Origin of the sequence: Bdellovibrio sp. HCB2-146 (genome assembly GCF_047345725.1) — a bacterium.
In the GTDB taxonomy this organism is placed as follows: Bacteria; Bdellovibrionota; Bdellovibrionia; order Bdellovibrionales; family Bdellovibrionaceae; genus Bdellovibrio.
Genome location: NZ_JBLEQP010000001.1, coordinates 1,817,756 through 1,838,685 on the forward strand (window position 1 = coordinate 1,817,756; position 20,930 = coordinate 1,838,685).

The 20,930-nt window shown below is 45.4% G+C and carries 20 protein-coding genes; 6 read left to right on the top strand and 14 right to left on the bottom strand.

The window, feature by feature from the left end; genetic code table 11:
- Positions 1 to 49: 49 nt before the first annotated feature.
- Positions 50 to 2,446: a leucine--tRNA ligase gene (gene leuS / locus ACLWOR_RS08940; RefSeq protein ID WP_413940354.1), complete on the bottom strand. Its 2,397-nt coding sequence runs from the start codon at positions 2,444 to 2,446 to the stop codon at positions 50 to 52.
- Between the two features lie 328 nt (positions 2,447 to 2,774).
- Between leuS and ACLWOR_RS08945 the strand changes: the two genes are divergently transcribed.
- From ACLWOR_RS08945 to trmB, 3 genes are read left to right on the top strand one after another with little or no spacing between them, the layout of a single operon-like run.
- Complete coding sequence (locus ACLWOR_RS08945; protein WP_413940355.1) at positions 2,775 to 3,776, top strand: diguanylate cyclase; 1,002 nt, start codon at positions 2,775 to 2,777, stop codon at positions 3,774 to 3,776.
- A gap of 45 nt (positions 3,777 to 3,821) precedes the next feature.
- Entirely contained in the window at positions 3,822 to 4,853 is a 1,032-nt protein-coding gene (locus ACLWOR_RS08950; RefSeq protein WP_413940356.1) for a cation diffusion facilitator family transporter, read from the top strand.
- Positions 4,831 to 5,532 (top strand): tRNA (guanosine(46)-N7)-methyltransferase TrmB, encoded by a 702-nt coding sequence (trmB, locus tag ACLWOR_RS08955; protein ID WP_413940357.1) that lies wholly within the window; start codon positions 4,831 to 4,833, stop codon positions 5,530 to 5,532. Before ACLWOR_RS08950 ends, trmB begins: the two co-directional genes overlap by 23 nt.
- A gap of 3 nt (positions 5,533 to 5,535) precedes the next feature.
- On the opposite strand, the gene ACLWOR_RS08960 is transcribed toward trmB, so the two are convergent.
- Complete coding sequence (locus ACLWOR_RS08960) at positions 5,536 to 5,823, bottom strand: 2Fe-2S iron-sulfur cluster-binding protein (protein WP_413940358.1); 288 nt, start codon at positions 5,821 to 5,823, stop codon at positions 5,536 to 5,538.
- A gap of 101 nt (positions 5,824 to 5,924) precedes the next feature.
- Between ACLWOR_RS08960 and trxB the strand changes: the two genes are divergently transcribed.
- Together trxB and ACLWOR_RS08970 are read left to right on the top strand one after the other, a co-directional pair.
- Positions 5,925 to 6,869 carry a thioredoxin-disulfide reductase gene (trxB, locus tag ACLWOR_RS08965; RefSeq protein WP_413940359.1) on the top strand — a complete coding sequence of 315 codons (945 nt, stop codon included), beginning with the start codon at positions 5,925 to 5,927 and terminating at the stop codon, positions 6,867 to 6,869.
- 9 nt (positions 6,870 to 6,878) lie between these two features.
- Positions 6,879 to 7,376, top strand: coding sequence for a response regulator (locus tag ACLWOR_RS08970; RefSeq protein ID WP_413940360.1), 498 nt, complete (start codon positions 6,879 to 6,881; stop codon positions 7,374 to 7,376).
- Here ACLWOR_RS08970 and ACLWOR_RS08975 read toward each other — a convergent pair whose 3' ends face one another.
- The 7 genes from ACLWOR_RS08975 to ACLWOR_RS09005 form a co-directional block, all read right to left on the bottom strand.
- A complete protein-coding gene (locus tag ACLWOR_RS08975; RefSeq protein ID WP_413940361.1) occupies positions 7,377 to 8,186 on the bottom strand; it encodes a hypothetical protein in 810 nt (269 codons plus the stop codon).
- Positions 8,187 to 8,240: 54 nt separating this feature from the next.
- Positions 8,241 to 9,380, bottom strand: coding sequence for a hypothetical protein (locus ACLWOR_RS08980; RefSeq protein ID WP_413940362.1), 1,140 nt, complete (start codon positions 9,378 to 9,380; stop codon positions 8,241 to 8,243).
- A 90-nt stretch (positions 9,381 to 9,470) separates the two neighbouring features.
- Positions 9,471 to 10,358 (bottom strand): PilZ domain-containing protein, encoded by an 888-nt coding sequence (locus ACLWOR_RS08985; protein ID WP_413940363.1) that lies wholly within the window; start codon positions 10,356 to 10,358, stop codon positions 9,471 to 9,473.
- Between the two features lie 51 nt (positions 10,359 to 10,409).
- Positions 10,410 to 11,378 carry an ABC transporter ATP-binding protein gene (locus tag ACLWOR_RS08990; RefSeq protein ID WP_413940364.1) on the bottom strand — a complete coding sequence of 323 codons (969 nt, stop codon included), beginning with the start codon at positions 11,376 to 11,378 and terminating at the stop codon, positions 10,410 to 10,412.
- Positions 11,378 to 12,370: an ABC transporter ATP-binding protein gene (locus tag ACLWOR_RS08995; protein WP_413940759.1), complete on the bottom strand. Its 993-nt coding sequence runs from the start codon at positions 12,368 to 12,370 to the stop codon at positions 11,378 to 11,380. Before ACLWOR_RS08995 ends, ACLWOR_RS08990 begins: the two co-directional genes overlap by 1 nt.
- A 102-nt stretch (positions 12,371 to 12,472) precedes the next feature.
- Entirely contained in the window at positions 12,473 to 13,132 is a 660-nt protein-coding gene (locus tag ACLWOR_RS09000; RefSeq protein ID WP_413940365.1) for an HAD family hydrolase, read from the bottom strand.
- A gap of 24 nt (positions 13,133 to 13,156) precedes the next feature.
- Positions 13,157 to 13,657: an OmpA family protein gene (locus tag ACLWOR_RS09005; RefSeq protein WP_413940366.1), complete on the bottom strand. Its 501-nt coding sequence runs from the start codon at positions 13,655 to 13,657 to the stop codon at positions 13,157 to 13,159.
- A gap of 98 nt (positions 13,658 to 13,755) precedes the next feature.
- Here ACLWOR_RS09005 and ACLWOR_RS09010 point away from each other — a divergent pair, with 98 nt between their 5' ends.
- Positions 13,756 to 14,415, top strand: coding sequence for an O-methyltransferase (locus tag ACLWOR_RS09010; protein WP_413940367.1), 660 nt, complete (start codon positions 13,756 to 13,758; stop codon positions 14,413 to 14,415).
- A 21-nt stretch (positions 14,416 to 14,436) separates the two neighbouring features.
- On the opposite strand, the gene ACLWOR_RS09015 is transcribed toward ACLWOR_RS09010, so the two are convergent.
- The 5 genes from ACLWOR_RS09015 to ACLWOR_RS09035 all read right to left on the bottom strand — a co-directional run bounded on the left by ACLWOR_RS09015 (position 14,437) and on the right by ACLWOR_RS09035 (position 20,720).
- Positions 14,437 to 15,234 (bottom strand): hypothetical protein, encoded by a 798-nt coding sequence (locus ACLWOR_RS09015; RefSeq protein WP_413940368.1) that lies wholly within the window; start codon positions 15,232 to 15,234, stop codon positions 14,437 to 14,439.
- A gap of 61 nt (positions 15,235 to 15,295) precedes the next feature.
- On the bottom strand, positions 15,296 to 15,595 hold the full coding sequence (locus ACLWOR_RS09020) for a hypothetical protein (RefSeq protein ID WP_413940369.1): 300 nt from the start codon (positions 15,593 to 15,595) through the stop codon (positions 15,296 to 15,298).
- Positions 15,596 to 15,669: 74 nt separating this feature from the next.
- On the bottom strand, positions 15,670 to 18,816 hold the full coding sequence (locus tag ACLWOR_RS09025) for a DNA polymerase III subunit alpha (RefSeq protein ID WP_413940370.1): 3,147 nt from the start codon (positions 18,814 to 18,816) through the stop codon (positions 15,670 to 15,672).
- Positions 18,800 to 20,116, bottom strand: coding sequence for a hypothetical protein (locus tag ACLWOR_RS09030; protein WP_413940371.1), 1,317 nt, complete (start codon positions 20,114 to 20,116; stop codon positions 18,800 to 18,802). The genes ACLWOR_RS09025 and ACLWOR_RS09030 overlap by 17 nt, the downstream gene beginning before the upstream one ends.
- A complete protein-coding gene (locus tag ACLWOR_RS09035) occupies positions 20,064 to 20,720 on the bottom strand; it encodes a recA protein (RefSeq protein WP_413940372.1) in 657 nt (218 codons plus the stop codon). The genes ACLWOR_RS09030 and ACLWOR_RS09035 overlap by 53 nt, the downstream gene beginning before the upstream one ends.
- Positions 20,721 to 20,930: the final 210 nt, after the last annotated feature.

The following is a 20,930-nucleotide window of genomic DNA, read 5'->3' on the forward strand; positions in this document are numbered from 1 at the left end:
CCTCACTTTAATGGGGTCTTAGTTTAAAAAGACGTCGACCCCTGTTAATTTACTTCACAATAATATTCAAAATTCTACCGGCTTTATAAATCACTTTATCAGGATTTTTTCCGCCCATAGCTGAAGCAACACCCGCAACAGCCATCGCTGCCGCCACCGCTTCTTGTTCAGAAGCCGCGATTCCAATTTCGATCGTGCCGCGCATTTTTCCATTCACCTGCACGCCGATTGTCGCAGTGTCATCAGCGACGAGGGTGTTATCATATTTTGGCCACGGAGCCAAAGAGCAAAGTCCCTCTCCGCCCATTTTTTCCCACAATTCTTCCGTCATGTGAGGAGCAAATGGCGACAAGATCTGTACAAGCGGTTTCAAAGCCTTTTCAGAGCGGCATTCTGCCTTATAAAGCTCGTTTACAAGGATCATCATGGCGCTCACGGCCGTGTTAAAGCTCATAGACTCGATGTCTTCAGTGACCTTTTTAATCGTTTTGTGAACTAATTTCTCGATTTCAAGAGGTGGGGCCTCTTTCGTCGCTACGTATTGACCGTCATCGTTCACAACCAAGCGAGAAACGCGGTCTAAGAAGCGCTTCACGCCATCGATTCCTGTTGGAGACCAAGGTTTATCCTTGTCGAGAGGTCCCATAAACGTCACAAACGTTCTGACAGCATCCGCACCGTGAGTTTTCACGATTTCTTCAGCTGGAATCACGTTGCCACGAGATTTCGACATTTTCTCGCCATCAGGTCCCAAAACCATACCCTGATGCGCCAATTTTTTAAATGGCTCTTGGTGAGAAACCAATCCTACGTCGAACATCACTTTTTGCCAGAAACGAGAGTACAACAAGTGACCCACTGTGTGCTCAGGGCCACCGACGTACAAATCAACTGGCATCCAATATTTTTGTGCTTCGAAATCAAACGGCGCGTTGTCGTTATGAGGATCTGTGTAACGCAAGAAGTACCAAGAAGAGCCCGCAGCCCCTGGCATCGTGTCTGTTTCACGGGCGCCGACTTCACCATTTGCTTCATAGCGAACCCAGTCCGTATTGCGGGCCAAAGGAGCCTCACCCTTATCGGATGGTTCGTATTCGGCCACTTCAGGCAACAAAACTGGCAATTCATTTACTGGAACGCCTTTCATTCCGGCTTTCGGGAAGTGCACGATCGGGAACGGTTCACCCCAATAGCGTTGACGGCTGAACAACCAGTCACGAAGTTTGTATTGAACTTCGCGCACGCCAATTTTTTTCGCTTCCAAATGTGAAAGCATTTTTTGAATTGCTTCAGACTTAGAAAGACCATTCAAGAAATCAGAATTCACCAATTTGCCTTCGCCTTCAAATGGCAACTCATCGCCACCTTCCAGAACGCGTTTAATTGGTAGATCGAATTTTTTTGCAAATTCATGATCACGAGCATCGTGGCCCGGAACGGCCATGATGGCACCTGTTCCGTAATCCATCAAAACATAGTCGGCAATCCACACTGGAACTTTTTCGCCAGTCACAGGGTTGATCGCGTGAGCCCCAGTGAAAACGCCGGTTTTTTCAGTTGTGGCTTTGCGATCGACTTCTGATTTTTTCGAAGTGGCCAAAACATATTCTTCCACATTGCGTTTTTGGTGATCCGTTGTGATCTGCTTTACTAATGGATTTTCTGGTGCCATCACCATGAAAGTCACACCGAATAGAGTATCAGGACGAGTCGTGAAGACTTCAAAAGTTTCATTGTGACCATCCACTTTAAATGTTACACGCGCGCCTTCGCTTTTACCAATCCAGTTTCTTTGCGCTTCTTTTGTGCGCTCTGGCCAGTCGACAGTGTCCAAATCTTGCAACAAACGTTCAGCGTAGTCGGTGATTTTAAGCATCCACTGTTTCATCGGAACGCGGATCACCGGGTGACCACCACGCTCTGATTTGCCATCGATAACTTCATCGTTTGCCAAAACTGTTTTCAAAGCCGGGCACCAGTTCACAGGAACTTCTTTTTGATAAGCCAAGCCGCGCTCGAAAAGTTTCAAGAAAATAAACTGAGTCCATTTGTAGTATTTCGGTTCGCAAGTTGAGATCTGGCGATCCCAATCAAAGCTGAAACCAAAGTTGCGCAATGTATTGCCGAAACTTTCGATCGCTTTCGCCGTTGTGATCGCAGGGTGGATACCAGTTTGAATCGCAAATTGCTCCGCTGGCAAACCGAACGCATCGTAACCCATTGGGTGAAGAACGTTAAAACCCATCGCACGTTTATAGCGAGAGATAATATCGGCAGGAGTGTAAGAAGCAATATGACCTACGTGAAGGCCTGAACCTGACGGATAAGGAAACATATCGAGAGCGTAGTATTTCGGTTTTGTGGACTTTGCTTCTGCTTTAAAAGCTTTGGACGATTCCCACTTTTTTTGCCACTTCGATTCGATTTCAGAGAAGTTCAAACTCATAGATAATTCCTTCGTTGTTCACGTGCCCATCGGCGAACTTTTGAATACCTAAAAACAGCCTGCATTTCAACTTTCAATGCAGGGGGATAGTATAGAAGTTGGTGCTCGGTTTGGCAGGCAAATTGGCGTCTCAAGCAAGCGTCATGGATCTTGGTCGGGCGCAATTTGCAGGTCCGGGCTTACCAGAATTGTGCGGTTGTATTGCGGCTCTTGTCAGTGTCTCAGAGTGAGACGAGAGTGCCTAGACTCGCCCATAGGTCAGAAATGTGGACTCAACAATTCTCGAAATTAACCGAGAAGTAGAGAACACGTTACACTGGTATGTAGGATGAGTTTCGAAAGTAGCAGTAAACAACCCATTAATAGAAGAATTCTTGTTATCGATGATGACAAGGACAGCCTTGAAATTTTGATGGAGCCCCTTCGTTGGGAAGGTTACGACGCGCGCGGAGTAACGACTGATACTGAAGCTCATCGCCTGATTGAAACCTGGATTCCACATGTCGTGATCTTGGATTGGATGGCGCCGTCAATGGCGGGTCTGAGAGTTTTGAAGGCCATTCGTGAGCGTCTGTCACATGTATCCTGTGTTTTCGTCTCTGAAAACTCTAGCACTGAAGCCATTATTGAAGCTCTCGACTCTGGTGCTGACGATTACATCGTAAAGCCATTTGTTCCGCTTGAGCTATTGGCTCGTATTCGTTCACAACTTCGTATCCGTGACCTGCATGAGCAGTTGGTTTTCGCCAACGCCAAGCTCAAAGAACTTGTCGATATTGATGATTTGACGGGCCTCTTTAACATGCGTTCGCTCTATCAGAAACTTGAGTTCGAGATTGAGCGGGGTCGTCGTTTTGGTCGTGACGTCTGTGTAGTCATGATGGATATGGACTATTTTAAAACTGTGAATGATGGTCATGATCATTTGTTCGGAAGTTACGTCCTTTCTGAAATTGGTAAGATTGTAAAAGCCAATACTCGTAATATCGATATTCCTGCCCGCTACGGTGGGGACGAGTTCTTGGTGGTTTTGACAGAGACCAATCATGCGGGAGCTATGCATTTTTGCGAGCGTTTGCGCGAATCCATCGCTAAAACGACATTCCGCAGTGGTGAGGACTCTATTCAATTAACAGCCTCATTGGGTTTTGCAATCACAGTTCCTGGTGAAAACATCACGGCTCGTGAGCTGGTTCGTCGTGCGGACCATGCGCTTTACGACGCCAAACGTGGTGGCCGTAATAGTGTGGCTTTTGCTCGTCCAGAAACGAACAAAGTCGTAGAACTTCAGCCTGCAGCCCGACAACGCAAAAAAGTCGCGGGCGAGTAATTAATAATTCATTGACGAAATTTTTCTGATTGATAAAACGCTCTTATGAGTACGAGTGCACCAACATCCAGCGATAAAATCCGCAATCGAGCTGCGTGGCTTTCCGCCATCGCAAGTTTGCTGATTTTCATTCTCAAAATCGCCGCCTACCGGATGACAAATTCGGCAGCGGTTTTATCCGATGCTCTTGAGAGTATCGTGAATGTTGTGGCTGCGGTTGTTGCCCTTTTTGTGATCCGTTTTGCTTCGCAACCTGCCGATCATGAGCATCCTTATGGACACGGAAAAGCGGAGTATTTCTCTTCCACATTTGAAGGTGGGATGATCTTTTTTGCTTCATTGATGATCATCGGTGAAGCCGTCAAAGCTCTTATTTATCACGAGCCACCACAGCAACTAGAAATCGGTCTTGTGATTGTTGGGGCCGCTGCCTTAGTGAATCTCGCTCTGGGTCTTTATCTTAAGCATATTGGAAAAACTCATCACTCGGACGCTCTGAGAGCCAGTGGATCCCATGTCATTTCAGACGTGGTCACGACTGTTGGTGTGATGGTTGGTTTGGGGCTTGTGCTTCTGACGGGGTGGGACTGGGTCGATCCGGTGATCGCTATTTTAGTCGGTTTACATTTGGCCTATGTCGGTTATGGAATTGTCCGTGAATCCATGGGTGGCCTCATGGATGAAATCGATGAGAGTACATTGTCGAATTTAAACGCGGCACTTAATAAAAATCGTCGTCCTGGCATTATTGATATTCACGAATTGCGCGTGATTCGTTCGGGCCGTTTTCACCACGTAGATGCGCATTTGGTGGTGCCGGAATATTGGGATATTTCAAGAGTTCATAGTGAAACTCGGGATTTTGAAGATGCCGTGGTTCGCGATTATGTGTTTGATGGGGAGATCGCTTTCCATTTAGACCCTTGTAAAAAATCCTATTGTTCCGAGTGCAACGTTGAAAATTGCCCGATTCGTTTGGCTCCTTTTAAAGCCTTGCGGCCGTTTACCGTGAAAAGCTTGACCGGAGGACCGCGGGAGACTAATCAAGTCCCCTATGACAACGACTCTCGCTCCTAGACGCCGAATTAATATCACTGCTGATTTGCCGAACCAAAATGCCTACACCTTGGCATTAAATGGCGAATATTCTCACGTTGCTTTCGACGAACAGCGCGCTCCTGCTAACAAAGGCAAATGGCGTTCTGATATTTTTAAGGTCGATGCGAAAATGCCAATGGATTTGGAAGTAGGAACGGGTAACGGAACTTTCTTTGCGCACCAAGCGGCATCAAATCCAGAGCGTATGCTTGTTGGTATTGAACTTAAATACAAACCGTTGATTCAATCAATTCGACGTGCAGTGAACGCAGGTTGCAAGAATGCGGCGATCACACGTTTCCACGCTTTCAATATCGATGAGTTGTTCGAAGAAGGGGAGCTGGACAATGTGTTTATTCACTTCCCGGATCCTTGGACGTCTCCTAAAAAACCTAAAAACCGTTTCGTGCAATTGCAAAATTTAGATTTGCTTTATCGTTTGCAAAAGCCGGGTTCTTTCATCAATTTCAAAACAGATTCTTTGGTTTATTTCTTGTGGGCGATGGATGAAATCCGTCAATCGAAATACAAAATCATTTTTGAAACTCAAGACCTGCATAACTCAGAGTACGCTTCGCAAAACTTTGAGACAGCGTTTGAAAAAATCTTTTTGCGCGAGGGGATTAAAATCAACTTCGTCCGTTTGCAGAAGGTTTAGTTTCTACCAATAAGTCGCATCAACTTTGATATCGCCGTTCACGGCGGTTTGGCAGCTGATGCGCATATCTTTGGCAATTTTATTTTTCTCTTTCAAAAAAAGCTCAAGTTCGGTTTCTGGGGAGAGGTTTTCTCTCCCTTCCAGGATCTGGATCCTACATTTGGCGCAAACGCCATCCCCATCACAGCTCGAAGCCACTGGAAGCCCCGCTCCAAGCAGGGATTTCATGAGATTCGCACCAGTTTCGACCTCAATCGGGGGTTTCGCTTTTTGAAAAGAGATTTTCGCCATGTCTCATTCTAGCTGACGCAGTCCAAAACATGCAAAGAACTAATGAAAACGGCGCCTGTTGTGATAGCCTTGGGGGTGATCTTTGACCGATGGAGTCGCTCATGTCTCAAGAAACTAAAATTGAAAATGTGATTATTATTGGATCTGGTCCTGCGGGCTTAACAGCTGCGGTGTACACAGGTCGTGCTAACCTTGAACCTTTGATGATTGAAGGTGAAGAAGCCGGTGGTCAGTTGATGATCACAACGGAAGTCGAAAACTATCCTGGTTTCGAACACGGAGTTACGGGTCCTGACTTGATTTCTGTTATGAGAAAACAAGCTGAAAGATTCGGAACACGTTTCATCACTCGCAACGTAACCAAAGTAGATTTCTCTTCTCGTCCATTTAAAATTTGGATCGGTGAGAAACTTTACCTTTCTAAATCTGTTATCATCTCGACAGGAGCCAGCGCAAAATACCTCGGTCTTCCTTCAGAGAAGACTTATATGAATCGTGGAGTTTCGGCTTGTGCAACTTGTGATGGTGCTTTCTTCCGTAATCAAGAAATCATCGTTGTTGGTGGTGGCGATACGGCGATGGAAGAAGCGCAATTCCTCACTCGTTTTGCTTCTAAAGTTTATGTGGTTCACCGTCGTGACCATTTCCGTGCTTCTAAAATCATGGCCGAACGTACAATGAAGAATCCAAAGATCGAAGTGATCTGGAATTCTGAAGTTGTGGAAGTTTTGGGTGATGGTAAATCAATGACGGGTGCATTGGTAAAAAACATCGTAGATGGTTCCATCAAAGAAATGAAAGTCACAGGACTTTTCATTGCTATCGGGCACAAACCAACAACGGACCTTTTCAAAGGTATGTTGGATATGAACGAGACGGGTTACCTTGTGACTCAGCCAAATACAACGTACACTAATATTCCAGGCGTATTCGCGGCTGGTGACGTGCAAGACCACGTTTACCGCCAAGCAATCACAGCAGCCGGCACAGGATGTATGGCAGCTATTGATGCTGAAAGATGGTTGGAAGCCCAAGTCGCTCACTAAAGGGAACAGATGAAGAACAAGCGTATCAACACCAAGGATCTGGTCGATAAAATTGAGAAGATGACGAAAGCCCGCATCGCAAGTCAGGATGTCGTGGAGTTGGATCAGTTTCGTGAAGCAAAAAGAAAGCTTGATCCTAAAGTTATTCTTGTTATCGAAGATGATGAGACGATGCGCTTGGCTCTAAAAAGAATTCTCGAAGGTGAAGGTTATGTGACGAAGCTTGCTGCTGATGCCACAGAACTTTCAACGACTCTAGATGATCAAGCTGTGGATTTGATTCTAACGGATGTCGGTTTGCCTTGGATTAACGGCTTTGAACTTGCTCAACTTTTGAAAGAACACCGCGATCTTAAAAAGATTCCTTTGGTGTTCATCTCTGGTAAAGCCTCTGAAGAAGACATGCGAAAAGCATTCGAAATCGGCGCTGACGACTATATCAAAAAACCATTCGATGTCGAAAAGCTCAAAAAAACAGTTCAAACTTTGTTGAAACTGAATCCTTAATTAGTTCAGAAGGGGAGTCATGACTGACTCTCTTTCGTAGACTTCGACCCAGGACATGTAGTGTTTCATAGCTTGGACATACAGATTCTTATCTGGTGTCGCAGTTTTCTTTACCAAGGCTCTACTTGATCCAAAGTAAATGTACGGCAAATAGTCGACATAGGTTTCCGGTGTTACATTTTCTAATTTGTTGAGTGGAATACGGCGTTTCAATTCATTGAGTGATTCGATCAAAAATCCCATTGTCGCGATCGCGGCATTGTCAGGGATATGCAAATCATCTGGGGTTATGCCATAAGCTGCGGCTACTTTTTTAGGAACGATTTTAATTTGAGTCGGGCCACGGCTGTTGTTGGAAACATTTTTTCCTGAATCATCCATCATGTGGCGAAGAATTTTTGCAACCCGAACTAAAATGGGGAAAGTTTCTTTAAATTGATAGCGAGTGCTTGTGAAAAATTCAGATTCGCGTCCTAAGATTCCAATCGCCATGTGGGCGAGCAGATTGTATTCAGCACCGTGGATTTTGTAGAGCATTTGTAGTTCTGATTTGTGCAGACCTAGCGATTGAATAAAAAGCTGAACTTTTTCGGTACGGAGTTCAGGTTTGGTCGTTAGAATGAAAAGCTCGCAGTTGCTGCAATCGTTTTTAAGCCATTCCCATTTATAGAACCCATAGGAGGCAAGTTGTTGGCGTTCTTGCTCGACTTGCGCTGAAAACTCACTGGATTGGGCCTGAGCTTTGTAAAAAGGAACAGCCGTGACAAAAAGTGCCACCATCAGGGCAAGCTTAAAACTTCTAAGAACCATTTGAGAGCCTCCGCAGGCCCTATTTGCAAGATGGTGTCCATGTGAGAGGGAATCTTAATTGCCGACGAACATCGATGAAATGCAGCGAGTTTCGATATTGCCTGCATAAAATGGCAATGAACCCACACGTGTAAACAGTTTTGTCGTGGCATCATACGTGAACTTTTCGATTTTATAGACTGTGTTACCTGTTGTGAGGTTCGTCGCAATAGCGGCACCACCTGCTACGTAAAGGGAACTTGTCTCTTCATCATAGTACATCGCCGAGGCTGCGAAGATCACGTTCGGATCATCGTATCCTTTAAAAGCATCGCTGATCACATTAGACGTTGCTGCTTCGTCAATCGCATAAGTGTAGAGCGAGTTTTGCGGGGTCGTATTTGTTCCGGCATAAGCAACAACAAGACGATGATGATTTTTCATGTAGACGGCAGCAACTGGAGTGGCTGCGGCTGCTACAGTTGACTGATTCGATACGCAACCCGTTGTTCCATTCCAGCCGGTTAAGCCATTGATCACGCCAATACGGTTGGTGGTCGCATTCGAGGCACCTGCCGAGTGAGTGTAAACGATGTTATATCCCGAGGCATTTCCCGTTGTTGGATACGTCGTTAAGGAGTTGAAGTTGATGTTGGCCGTGGCGCACACGCCACCAGGAGTGGCCACCCACGAAGCCGTCCCTGTTCCTGGTACGCGTGTTAAAGATGTATTTAGTTTTTCAATCGCTGTTGTTTTTGAAATCAAATAGCCATCTGAAACTTTGATGATAGATTTAAGGACTCCCGTGAGCGCCCCAATAGGAGCCGTTGCCGAAGTGTTGTTGTAAAACGTGGTTCTCTCACCAGAAAGTTTCTTTTCAATTTTTTCCACACGACGAAGAGTTCCGTGTTCAATCAAAGCGAGAAGATAATCATCATCAAAATCCGTCACCGAAACGGGAGTCGCAGGAGCATCTGCCACAGTTGAAAAATCGGCGATACGACCTTCGTATTGACCGCTTTCGGCATTCAGACGAAAAATTACGTTGGAAGCATTCGTTCCTGTGTATGTGGTGATACCGAAGCCATTGTTGCACGCGCCGGTGGCGACATACAAATACCGAGAGCTACTCGATTGTTCCTCTACTTCGGGCTGACAGGCAGTTAAAATTGTAAAAGCAGATCCAATGGCGAAAGCGTACTTCAGTGTACTCATGTGTTCTCCCACGTGCTTCACTAAGGAGATCGGTGAGCTGTTAAGAAAACTTGATCGACCTTGCAAACACTTAAGGAAAGTTAAGCAAAACTAACCAGCAGATTTCTTCATCTGGGCTTGGTACGCGACGTAAGCCTTGAGAAGAGCTTCAAGTCTTGTTGCCATTTCATTATCGCGCTCAAGAAACATCAAGCGCCGTGGATCTTCAAGGTCCCCCACGATTTTGGCTTTGAAAAGGAGGCGGGATTTTTTCACGTCAGGTTCAAAGGGATTTACGATAATCAGGTCAAATGGCTTTTTCAAAAATTCATTTGGAATTTCATTCTCAAGCAATGTCCCGGTTGCCGAAATATTTTTGGAATAAGTTCTGAAAGAACGAGTCTTAGAAACTAGCACGACTTCAATTTTAAAATTATGACGCTCATGACGGCGGCGTTCTGCGTCTGGCGGATTTTGTTCTTTCGTCTTCTGTTGAATCGGACTTTTCTTTTTCGTCGTGTCAGGTTTGATTTTACGAATCTTAGAAAGATCTAAATCACTGCCATGGAAATCACGATGATAATATCCGTAGTCGGAACTTTGCTTCGTCAACTCTGGGTCGCCGTCTTCAACTTCTGTAAATGCATTTTCCTGACTGAAAGAAACAATAAGAGCCGTGACGGTGTCTTCTGTCATGCTCTCGTTCGATGCAGGGCTTGAAATATTCGGAGCCTGATTGCGAAGGCTTGAGTTACCTGTTGGTTGAGCTTCGTCAGCCGGTTTTGGTGGATGAGCCAGAACGAAGTATTTTTGATCTTCGTCGAAAAACTCACGCAAGCTCATCCATTTTTCCCAACCTGGAGTCCAAAGAAAATAGCGACCAAAACTATGTGGATGAATCGAGAGAAGAACAACTTGGGTTTGCACCACGGATAAAGGCTTGGACTGACTTTTGTTTTCAGCGTCGTAAATGATCCAAACTTTTCCGCGAGCTTTCATAGGACTCCCTGAGGTCTTCAGGGAGTTTATCGGACAAAAAGAGAGTCTGCTTTATACTCGGATGCAGGCTGCGATATGGTCTGGCGACTTTAGTTCAAGTGGCGGGACGATAGTCTTGCAATCCTCAATCGCCATTGGGCAACGAGGGTGGAAATGACAGCCTGTCGGAGGGTTGATTGGAGACGGTACGTCGCCAGTCAAAATAATACGCTCTTCTCTACGATTTGGATCTGGAACTGGGATCGCTGACATCAAAGCGCGTGTATAGGGGTGCTTCGGATTGCGGTAAAGCTCTTCAGCTTCAGCCATCTCAACGATTTTACCAAGATACATCACCGCCACTTTTGTTGAAACGTGTTCAACGACTTTCAAGTCATGGGCGATGAAGATGTAAGTCAGTCCCAACTTTTGTTGAAGATCCATCAAAAGATTGATCACTTGCGCTTGGATCGAAACGTCCAATGCAGATACCGGCTCATCACATACGATCAATTCAGGATTCACGGCCAAAGCACGGGCAATACCCACACGTTGACGTTGACCACCCGAGAACTCATGCGGGTAACGATTCAAATGTTCACGACGAAGACCCACAAGGTCGATCAATTCCAAGATACGGTCTTGGCGATCTTTCGCGCTCGTAAAGAGATTGTGAATGATCAATGGTTCTTCAAGGATCGCACCGATTGTCATACGCGGATTCAAAGAAGCAAACGGATCTTGGAAGATGATTTGCATCTTTTTACGCATTTCACGAAGTTCTTCGCCTTCTATGTGCGTGATGTCTTTACCGTTGTAAGAGATTTTTCCAGAAGTCGTGTCGTGCAAACGGATCAAGCAACGACCTAGAGTTGATTTACCGCAACCAGATTCACCCACAAGACCCAAAGTTTCACCTTTGTTGATCTCAAAAGAGATGCCTTGAACGGCTTTTACAGATGCGATTTCACGACTGAAGATGCCACCGTAGATCGGGAAGCTTTTCGTGACGTTTTCAACTTTCAATAGAGGAGTGCTCATTATTTTTGTACCTCTTCAGACAATGGGTGGTGGCAGGCCACTTTGTGGATGCCGCGCATGTTTTCCAAAGTCGGATAGATCTGACGGCAATCATCTTGAGCAAACGGACAACGGTCTGCAAAGCGGCAGCCCACTGGCAAGTTGTAAAGACTTGGAACCATCCCTTTGACAGTTTTAAGTCTTTCCAATTTGTGACCCGTTTCAAAGTGCGGAATAGAATCAAGCAAACCACGAGTGTACGGATGTTTTGGACGGTAGAAGATATCTTCAACAGTCCCGAACTCAACAACACGGCCTGCATACATGACAGCGACTTCTTGGCACATCTCTGCAACAACACCAAGATCATGAGTGATCAAGATCATGCCGGCGTTGAATTCTTTTTGCAGGTTGCGCATCAAATCCAAAATCTGCGCTTGGATAGTTACGTCCAATGCAGTTGTTGGTTCATCGGCAATCAAAAGTTCAGGATTACAGCTGATCGCCATGGCGATCATCACACGTTGTCTCATACCGCCCGAAAGTTGGTGCGGATATTCGTGAAAACGTTTTTCCGGAGCTGGAATACCAACGATACGAAGCATGTTGATAGCGCGCTCGCGAGCTTGTTTTTTATCGAGATTTTTTTGGTGAAGCAAAATAGCTTCTTCGATTTGATCACCGATTGTGTAAACCGGGTTCAAAGAAGTCATAGGCTCTTGGAAGATCATCGCGATTTCGTTACCGCGGATCGTACGCATTTTATCGTCAGAACAATCGAGAAGATTTTGGCCCTTGAAAAGGACTTTGCCGGACTCAATGCTACCTGGCTTTTGGATCAAACGCATGATTGAAAGCGAAGTTACGGATTTGCCGCAACCAGATTCGCCAACGATTCCAAGTGTTTGGCCTTTTTTAACGGAAAAACTAACGTCATCAACTGCTAGGAATGTCCCATCGTCAGTTTTAAAACGCGTCTTTAAGTTCTGAACATCTAAAAGAATTTCACTCACCGGAGACAACCCCCATTTGAAAGCTTCCATCTTATATAGTCCGTGCTGCTCTGAGGCAAGTCGGGAAAAAGGCCTGTAGATCTTTTTCTTAGCGAGGATGCGTCATATGTGAGTCAGTTTTTTTATCAGGGCTCCGAGTTCGTCATAGTGAGGGAGAAAAGCCTTCGGTGAGTAGGTCTCAAGTATCGAGCGAGACGTGTAACCGAAGGAAATGGCGATGGAGGGGACCTCTGCTCGTTGGGCAGAGACCATATCAGGGATGCCGTCCCCAATCATAAATGTGTTGCGGGTATGATGACCTGCGATTCGCATCACGGTTTGCAGCGGCAGAGGACTTGGTTTGCGCTCAGCCAAGCTGTCGGCACCAAAAACTTCAATCCATGGAAAACGATCAAGGCCTAAGTGACTGAGTAAAGCCTTTGCGGGCCCTTCATTTTTATTTGTCACGATAGCCATCGGACCGGGGTAAGCTGCGAGGAATTTTTCCACTCCCGGGAAAATCGAGGTCGCTGTGAACATCTCTTCTTCATAGATTTGAAGAAATTCATGTTCGAATCCCATGATATCGCCCGGATCCAGATTGTCTTCTTTGAAAAGATCCGCGATGAGTTTTTTAAGGCCTTCACCGATATGAGAAATAATCACCTCATCAGACAGAGTTGCTTTGCTGTGATTAGCAAGTGTGCGATTCACAGCGCGAATGATGTCGGGTGCCGAGTCAACGAGAGTGCCATCGAGGTCAAAGACAAGAAGTGGATTCATGCCCCCATCTTGCCCAAAAGACTTTTACTCGACAATCTCTAATTCTACTCTTCGATCATCGGCGGTTTGTGCCTTAGAGAGTTTGCGATTTTGATTGGCATAAGTGGATCCCATACCAACAGCTTCTAATTTTTCCGATGGAACTCCGCGCGCAATCAGATAGCTGCGAACCGACTCCGCTCTTTGCAAGGAAACCTCGCGGCTGCGCGAAGGATTTCCCTGGGCATCAGTAAAGCCAGCAATGCGAATCTTTTCAAAAGAGTTTGCAGAGCGATTCATTTCCGTCGCCAGCTGATCCAAAATCAATTTTGAATCAGCATTCAAAGTGGTGCTGCCATAATCAAAACGAATGGCTTTAGACAGTCGGGCGAATTTAGCACTTTGATGCAAATCTTGAGAAGCCCGGCCCAGAGCAGAAGGTGGATTTTGAGCCGCGGCTCTGCCGTCGTTGCGAAGGGGAGATTCTTCTTTCGAAGCGCAAGCCATAAAGCCCAGGCTCAGTGTGAAAATAAGCCACTTTTTCATGGATCCTCCTTCTTGTTTGAACAGTTTAAAGAGATGTTTTCCCGAATCATAATTAACTTAATGTTAACTTCAGTACCAAGCTGTGTGAGAATAAGCGTATGAGAGAAATCGTGTTATCAGACAGAGAAAAATATTTAGGATCTTTGCTGGGCGAAGAAAATGAAACTAAGAAGATGTCGCGCCAATTCGCCGATGAATTGGGATTAGGACGTATCAGTGTTTCTGCACCTGAAGCGCGCCTGGTGCAAACTCTTGTGCGGATGCATGGCTGTAAAAAATTTGTCGAGATTGGCACTTTGACGGGACTGTCTGCTCAGTACATCTGTGAGGGCTTGGTCGAAGGTGGAGAGCTTTGGACTTTAGAGAAAGAAGCCAAACATGCCGATATGGCCAAACAAGTTTTTGCCAAAATGAATATGGGCAGTAAGAAAATTCATATGGTTGTAGGTGATGCGCGTGTGGAATTAGAGCGCATTGCAAGTGAAGGGCCTTTTGACGGCGTATTCATCGATGGCAATAAGGCTGCCTATTTGGATTATCTGATGTGGGCAGAAAAAAATCTTCGTTCGGGTGGTTTGGTTTTAGCGGACAATGTGTTTTTGTCGGGCGCTGTTTGGGGAGATACATCTTTGCAAAGATTCTCCGAAAAGCAAGCGCGCGTGATGCAGGAATTTAATCAGCGTTTGGCGGATACGTCGTTGTACACCAGCTCTTTGATTCCAACTTTTGAAGGACTCTTTGTTGCGATTAAAAAGTAGTTCATCTTGGCGCTGAACTGCTTAGTCTTTACGGTAAGCTTCTACTTTCATTTCGATGGAATATTCTTTGGAAGCTTCACCTTTAGGAGCCAATTCCCACATCCAATTTTTTAGATATGTGAATCCAGAAAAATCAATGGGGTAGCTTCCTTGATAGATGACTTCTTTATCAGGAGAGCGGTAGGTGATTTCGCGATCGCAGTAAACCAGCTTATGTCCCTCACAGGCCAAAAGATTTTTAAGGTGATTGTTTCCGAACTGAGTGCAGATGTGGTCTTTTTCTTCCAGTGTCAGGGGGCGTTTCAATGCTTTTTCCACTTGTTCAATCGGCAAAAGTGCCAATTGCGATAAGAGGTTACCTGAAACAATTAAGTCCGCTTTAAAATGGAAAAGTTTTTTCTCGTGTAGCTGTTGTGCCAGGGTGAGAAGCTCTTCGTATGTTTCAATTTCTTCAAGATCTGCCAAGGCACCACTTAAATCCTTGGTGATCAGTTCAAGGTTTTTATTTTTTTTCGCCAGCAGGTGATGCTTCAGGGGATGAATCACATCAACCAATGTGACACGTTTAAAATTTTGTACCAAAAGGTGCATGGGGATCTCATGCAAGTGCGCGCTTCCTAAAATCACCACATGATTTTTTTGCGGAAGGTCTTGGATATTTTCCAAGAAAAGATCTTGGCAGTTTTTAAGATGCGGCATCCAAATCTTTTTGCAACGATGATAGCGGTGTTTCAAAGAAATAGATTGGTAGAGAAAACCGTATCGTCTAGCAAGGGGAGTTGTTGGCGTTAATAAAAACTCAAGGGCTTCTTTCAACATGCAGGGATCATCCGCTCAAACCAGAGCAGACGCAAGTGCGAATTGATTTTTCTGAGCGGTGTTATTCCATACGTTTTGGGAAGGGATTTCCGGGAGTGTCAATCTCGCCACCTTGCTCGGGTCGATCGAATCGACGAGGCAAAGTCGAGGTGTAAATAGGACACTCTTCGCCGGCCACTTCAACTCCCGTGACACTTCGGCCCACACCGCGATAGCCGCTGTAACACGGAATCATTCGCGAGCGCAGGCTGGAAACAGGTTCTGCCGGAGTTAAATATTCTTCGCGCGGCTCTGGAACTGCGAGAGCTGTTGAAACCCAAGATGAAGAGATCAGGATTGTGATGAATAATAAAAATCTCACAAACACCTCACACACTTTAAGTGTAGGCGCTTTTATGATGAAGATCTCAAATCTGTTAAAACACTGGGGCGTTGCTAGACTAAAGGGAGAACGCTTTCAGCGCGGACATTAATAATATCGCCAACTCGCTCGACGGAACCACGAATTTCCAAAAGTGAACGGGTATAAATAACCGTGCGATATTTTTGATACACGTCTGGCGTGATCACAATATTCATAAAGCCAAATTCGTCTTCTAAGGTAATAAAGCACATGCCTTTGGCTGTTGGGGGTCGTTGTGTGATTCCAATAAGTCCGGCTGTTCGCACCTTGGTTTTGTTGCGGAAATGCGGAAGATCTTGAGAGCAGCGGAACGGCACTTGCTGTTGCTGAATAAAATGTTCATTTTTGGCGTTTAAATAAGAACGTAAAACCGAAAGCGGATGATCATTAACAGAAAATCCTTTCGTATCATATTCGCGGCGCAGGCGATCCCAATTTGACTCAAAAGGAATGTCTTCTTGAATATCATCTGAGAGTTCTTTGGACTGCCCCCAAAGGAAACTGTTCTGATCCAAACTCATGCCTTCGATTTTCCAAATAAGTTCTCGGGCTTGTTCGTGGAAACTATCAAGGGCTCCCGCAGCCGCTAGGCGTATCAGAATTCCTTTTGGAATTTGTGTTCGCTGAATAAAGTCGCGCAAATCTTGGAAGGCTTCGCGCTTTCTTTCTTGCTCTACTCGCATCAACATGTCCTCTGAGACTCCATAAATGGAGCGCAAGCCGACACGTAGTTTGCAGTTGTCTTCAAGGGTGTAGTCGTAATCGGATTTTTGTACATCCAGGGGCAGAACTTCTACGCCGTGGCGCTGGGCTTCGGCAATCAAAGTTCTCGGAGCGTAAAATCCCATCGGTTGACTATTTAAAATCGCACAGACGAAAACATCGGGATGGTGGCATTTAATATAACAACTTGCATAGGTGAGTAAGGCAAAACTTGCGGAGTGACTTTCTGGAAAGCCGAAATTAGAAAAGCCTTCGATTGTTTGATAGATTTGCTCGCCGTATTCAGGGGAAATATTTTTTTCGGCAAGCCCTCGCATGATCCGCTCTTTAACGCCATCCATGGTCATGCGTTTTCTCCATGCGGAAGACATAATTCGGCGCAGTTCATCGGATTCACCGGGCGTAAAGCCTGCCGCGACCACAGCAATTCGCATGACCTGTTCTTGGAAGATCGGCACACCCATAGTTTTTTCCAGAATAGGCTTTAAGCAGTCATGGGCGTAAGTTACCTTTTCAAGTCCTTGGCGACGGCGTAGAAAAGGATGAACCATGCCTCCTTGTAAAGGGCCAGGACGAATCAGCGCAATTTCGATCACAAGGTCATAGAAGTTTTGCGGCTTCATGCGAGGAAGAGTGATCATCTGCGCGCGTGATTCGATTTGAAAAACTCCGACAGTATCTGCTTTAGAAATCATATCGTAAGTCGGTTTGTCTTCTGAGGGAATTGTCGCCAAATTAAAATGCAAACCTTTATGCTTGGATAAAAGCTCAAAACATTTTCTTAAGCACGTGAGCATTCCTAAACTCAGAACGTCGATTTTCATCAATCGTAAAGTGGCGACATCATCTTTATTCCACTGGATCACATAGCGACTATTCATCGTGGCTTTTTCAACCGGTACCATTTCTGTAATTGGATCTTGAGTGATGAGAAATCCGCCCGTGTGAATTCCCAAATGACGAGGAAAGCCGCGAATCTGTTGGGCCAGACTCAGAAATAAACCCCACTGCGGGCCAGGTAGCCCAAAACGTTCGCCAATTTCGGGCTCTTCGAGAAGACGGCGAAATCCATCGCGTCCTGTGAATTTGATCATGGCATTGATATTCGCAAGTGACATCCCAAAAACTTTTCCGGCTTCGCGTAGGGCCATGCGTGAACGAAAACGAATCACGGTGCAAACCATAGCGGCATGGCGCTCGTTGTATTTCTCATAGATATACTGAATCACTTCTTCACGACGACTGTGCTCAAAATCGATATCGATATCTGGAGGCTCCCGACGTTCGCGGGAAATAAATCGTTCAAAAAGAAGACTGATATCGCCTGGTCGAACTGAAGTCAGACCAATGCAATAACACACCACCGAGTTCGCTGCGGAACCTCGGCCTTGATATAAAATATTTTTCTCTTTCGCAAAGTCGCAGATTTCTTTTAGTGTCAGGAAATAATCTTCGTATTCAAGCTCTCTGATGAGTTCTAATTCATGTTCAATAAGTTTGATCACGCTGCTCGGAGCGCCTTGCGGATAGCGCCATTCAAGCCCTTCATAAGTGAGCTGGCGCAAATAGTCCGACGCATTCATTCCTTCGGGCAAATAAGAACGCGGATAACGATAGCGAATTTCCTCTAAAGAGAAGCTCACGCGTCGAGCAATATCCACTGTTTTTTCCACAAGATCTAAACGTGTCTGCCACAGGAAACTCAAGTCCTCCAATGGTTTCAGGCAACGCTCGGCATTTTGAATCAGCTTATCTTTCGCGTCTTCTAAGGTCGTATGATGATGAATACATGTTAGTACATCAAAGAGGGGTTTGCGATCCACTGAGTGCATAAAAGGACGTTGAGTGGCGAAAAGTTGCGCGCCGTATTTTTCTTCTAACGACAAAGCATGATTGAGATGTTCTTGTGACTCCCAAGTAAGATCTTTCCAAACTGGAATATAAAGTCGATCGCCGAAAATCTTTTCGAGAGCCTCAAAACGTTCTTCGCTGACCGGAGGCATAGCAAAACACAAAAGATCTTGGCTGCGCTTTTCAATTTGCTCAAGACTTAATAAAGAAAAACCTTTGGCTGCTTGTCTTTTACCTAAAGTGAGCAGTTCGCAGAGATGCGTGTATCCCACTTTGGTCATCGGCACTAACGTCAAAAAACTCTCATCACTGAGAGTCAGTTCAGTTCCAATGAGATAATGAAAGTCTTCACGCGCTTTAAGGCTAGCCGAGAAAAAAGAAGGTGTCTGTGCCGTTTGCAGACCGCGTACCACTCCATACAAACCGTTCAAATCACAGATGCCAATACCTTGGTAGCCGAGTTTGATAGCTTCTTCGACCATTTCTTCAGGATGAGAAGCGCCTTGGAGGAAGGAAAAATTCGTGCGAGCCAGAAGTTCCACAAAGCCCCGCGCCTTGAGGGCGGGAGCTTGAAACTTCGGCTGCTTTTTAATCAAAGTAGCCATGTAGATAATACTGCGAGCTCATGCGATCTTGAAAGATCCAGAGCAATTGACCTTGTTGAGACAAGGCAAAATAGTAATCACGATACTTGAGTTCTTTTTCGCTGACCTGCCACCACGAAGACTCAATGCGCTCACTGGGTAAGGACGAAACAAAGCGCAGGCGATTGATTTCGTAATCATTGAGCGGCATAGGTTTTTCTAACAACAATGAGGGACGAGGACTTTGTGCTAATCCTTTGGCGTAAACCGATTTCACCTGAACAGCACCTTCGTTTCTTTCGATCAAATCCTGCGGATTAAAGTCTTCAGGCCAGTCTGTGACAAGGCGAAAGCTTTTTTCAGGAAAGTGGCTGGCTTCCATTTGCAGAAAACCCATCTCGCAGTTGGCTTGCTTGGCAAAACTGATCAAGCGGCGCCAGCGATCTTCCGAGTTGTCTCGCGGCTCGAAAAAATCCAGCTGTTGAATTTTTTCTGGTACATCATACAGAGTTACTTCAAACTCACGGATTGGATTTTCCAAAACCGTTTGTTGCATTTTCTTTTCCAGCAGATCTTCGAACAATTCCTGATCACGACTGGCACTGATCGGCTCAATATTCAGAACATATTTCTTGTCTGAATATTCGCAGTGTAAAATCACTTCTAGCTTTTGCGCATAACGTGACAACCCTTGCAGGCGCGCAAAAAGCCCATCCATGATGGGGCGAAAGCGATTCATCAGCAGATCCACGCGACTTAAGGGATCATCCAAATATGCGTAGCCCACAAGAGGGTCGCGAGGAATAAGGGGAGAAATGACCTGAGAGTCTTGATTGTGCAAACGATTCCAAAGTAATACACCGATATCCCCCCAACGTTCTCTGAGTGATGTGATTTTAAATTTCGCCACTTCTTCCAGAGTGAAAACTCCTAAAGAATGACAAAGTGAAATAACATGATTGATTACCGTGATCTTGGGCCAAGGATGCAATCCTTCGAGATCTTTGATTGCATCCAAGCCAAAACCTGCAAAAGATTCTTTGCCAACGGGGGTGATACTGCCCGGTTTCCAGCGTGCCATCATTTGCGCCACAGCTGGAGAGTCGGCAATCGCTCCGCTGGCATCGTGAGAAAATTTGCGCGCAATCACCAAGGCTTTATCCAAACACGCTTGCTCGCCGCCTAAAATTCCAGAGGTCGACGAGATATCAATAAAAACATAGTGCGGAAAGCGGAACTGAACTTGCGGGCTTAACTGCAAAAAAGCTTCAGCCAAGGAGCTTGTTTGCGTGGTTTTTAAGTTGAGGCATAAAGTTCGCATACAGAGTACTCCCGGCAATATGGAAAGGGGTTGGACGATGAAGAGCTCTTTGCACAGTCACAAAGTCTCTCTGAAACTGAATGATCAAAGAAAAAAGTGGGTTGATAAATTTGCTCGCGCGCTGACAGACAAAGACCAAAGCCACTTTGTGAAAGCGGCAGAGCTTTTTAAGTTTTTGCAGCTGGTGATTTTTTAAAAACATCTCCTTCAACTGACAACCGATCACCTCAAAAAGAGAACTGGTGATCATCTCTTGTAAAATCCAAAAGAGCTGTTCTTGCTCAGAAGGTTCTTTTACAACGAGCAACTTCTTCAGATTGATTTTCTTACTCGCGAGATGTGTGGGGAAAAGATTTTGGCCGGAATTCACCCACGCCACCCACTTGTCTTGTTCATGAGCTTTTTGTGTGAGTTGAATCCATAACGAGGTCGCGCCTGTCCCGGGAGAGCCTTGAAACAAAGTCAGGTCTCCCTTGGGAACTCCTCTCCATAAAAGAAAGTCATCAAAGGTGGAAACTCCTGTCGGAACTCCAGCGGGAGGGGCAAGTTCCTCAGGTGATAAAAAATTGATGTTAGCAAGTGCGGGAAGGGCCATGGTGTTCATAGGTCGCTCTCCATTTACACATAAATTACTATGTAAATAATATGTAAGTCAAAGACCTAAAAATGAACTAGACTTTCGTTTTTGTTGGATAAAACGCCAATGAATTTAATAACTTAATATAATCATCTGATTTTGCCGTCTAATCCCTTTCTTTTTACATATCGTTCCGAACACTCCAGTCGGTTTAGGGGACAAAGAGGCGCAAAAAAG

Bases quoted from the DNA above. Each gene is read 5' to 3' on its own strand.
- ACLWOR_RS08960 (WP_413940358.1), bottom strand. From the start codon at position 5,823: ATGGCGAAAATCTCTTTTCAAAAAGCGAAACCCCCGATTGAGGTCGAA.
- ACLWOR_RS08980 (WP_413940362.1), bottom strand. From the start codon at position 9,380: ATGAGTACACTGAAGTACGCTTTCGCCATTGGATCTGCTTTTACAATT.
- ACLWOR_RS09000 (WP_413940365.1), bottom strand. From the start codon at position 13,132: ATGAATCCACTTCTTGTCTTTGACCTCGATGGCACTCTCGTTGACTCG.
- ACLWOR_RS09025 (WP_413940370.1), bottom strand. From the start codon at position 18,816: ATGGCTACTTTGATTAAAAAGCAGCCGAAGTTTCAAGCTCCCGCCCTC.
- ACLWOR_RS09030 (WP_413940371.1), bottom strand. From the start codon at position 20,116: ATGCGAACTTTATGCCTCAACTTAAAAACCACGCAAACAAGCTCCTTG.
- ACLWOR_RS09005 (WP_413940366.1), bottom strand. From the start codon at position 13,657: ATGAAAAAGTGGCTTATTTTCACACTGAGCCTGGGCTTTATGGCTTGC.
- trxB (WP_413940359.1), top strand. From the start codon at position 5,925: ATGTCTCAAGAAACTAAAATTGAAAATGTGATTATTATTGGATCTGGT.
- ACLWOR_RS09015 (WP_413940368.1), bottom strand. From the start codon at position 15,234: ATGTTGAAAGAAGCCCTTGAGTTTTTATTAACGCCAACAACTCCCCTT.
- ACLWOR_RS09010 (WP_413940367.1), top strand. From the start codon at position 13,756: ATGAGAGAAATCGTGTTATCAGACAGAGAAAAATATTTAGGATCTTTG.
- ACLWOR_RS09035 (WP_413940372.1), bottom strand. From the start codon at position 20,720: ATGAACACCATGGCCCTTCCCGCACTTGCTAACATCAATTTTTTATCA.
- leuS (WP_413940354.1), bottom strand. From the start codon at position 2,446: ATGAGTTTGAACTTCTCTGAAATCGAATCGAAGTGGCAAAAAAAGTGG.
- ACLWOR_RS08970 (WP_413940360.1), top strand. From the start codon at position 6,879: ATGAAGAACAAGCGTATCAACACCAAGGATCTGGTCGATAAAATTGAG.
- trmB (WP_413940357.1), top strand. From the start codon at position 4,831: ATGACAACGACTCTCGCTCCTAGACGCCGAATTAATATCACTGCTGAT.
- ACLWOR_RS08945 (WP_413940355.1), top strand. From the start codon at position 2,775: ATGAGTTTCGAAAGTAGCAGTAAACAACCCATTAATAGAAGAATTCTT.
- ACLWOR_RS08975 (WP_413940361.1), bottom strand. From the start codon at position 8,186: ATGGTTCTTAGAAGTTTTAAGCTTGCCCTGATGGTGGCACTTTTTGTC.
- ACLWOR_RS08990 (WP_413940364.1), bottom strand. From the start codon at position 11,378: ATGAGCACTCCTCTATTGAAAGTTGAAAACGTCACGAAAAGCTTCCCG.
- ACLWOR_RS08950 (WP_413940356.1), top strand. From the start codon at position 3,822: ATGAGTACGAGTGCACCAACATCCAGCGATAAAATCCGCAATCGAGCT.
- ACLWOR_RS08985 (WP_413940363.1), bottom strand. From the start codon at position 10,358: ATGAAAGCTCGCGGAAAAGTTTGGATCATTTACGACGCTGAAAACAAA.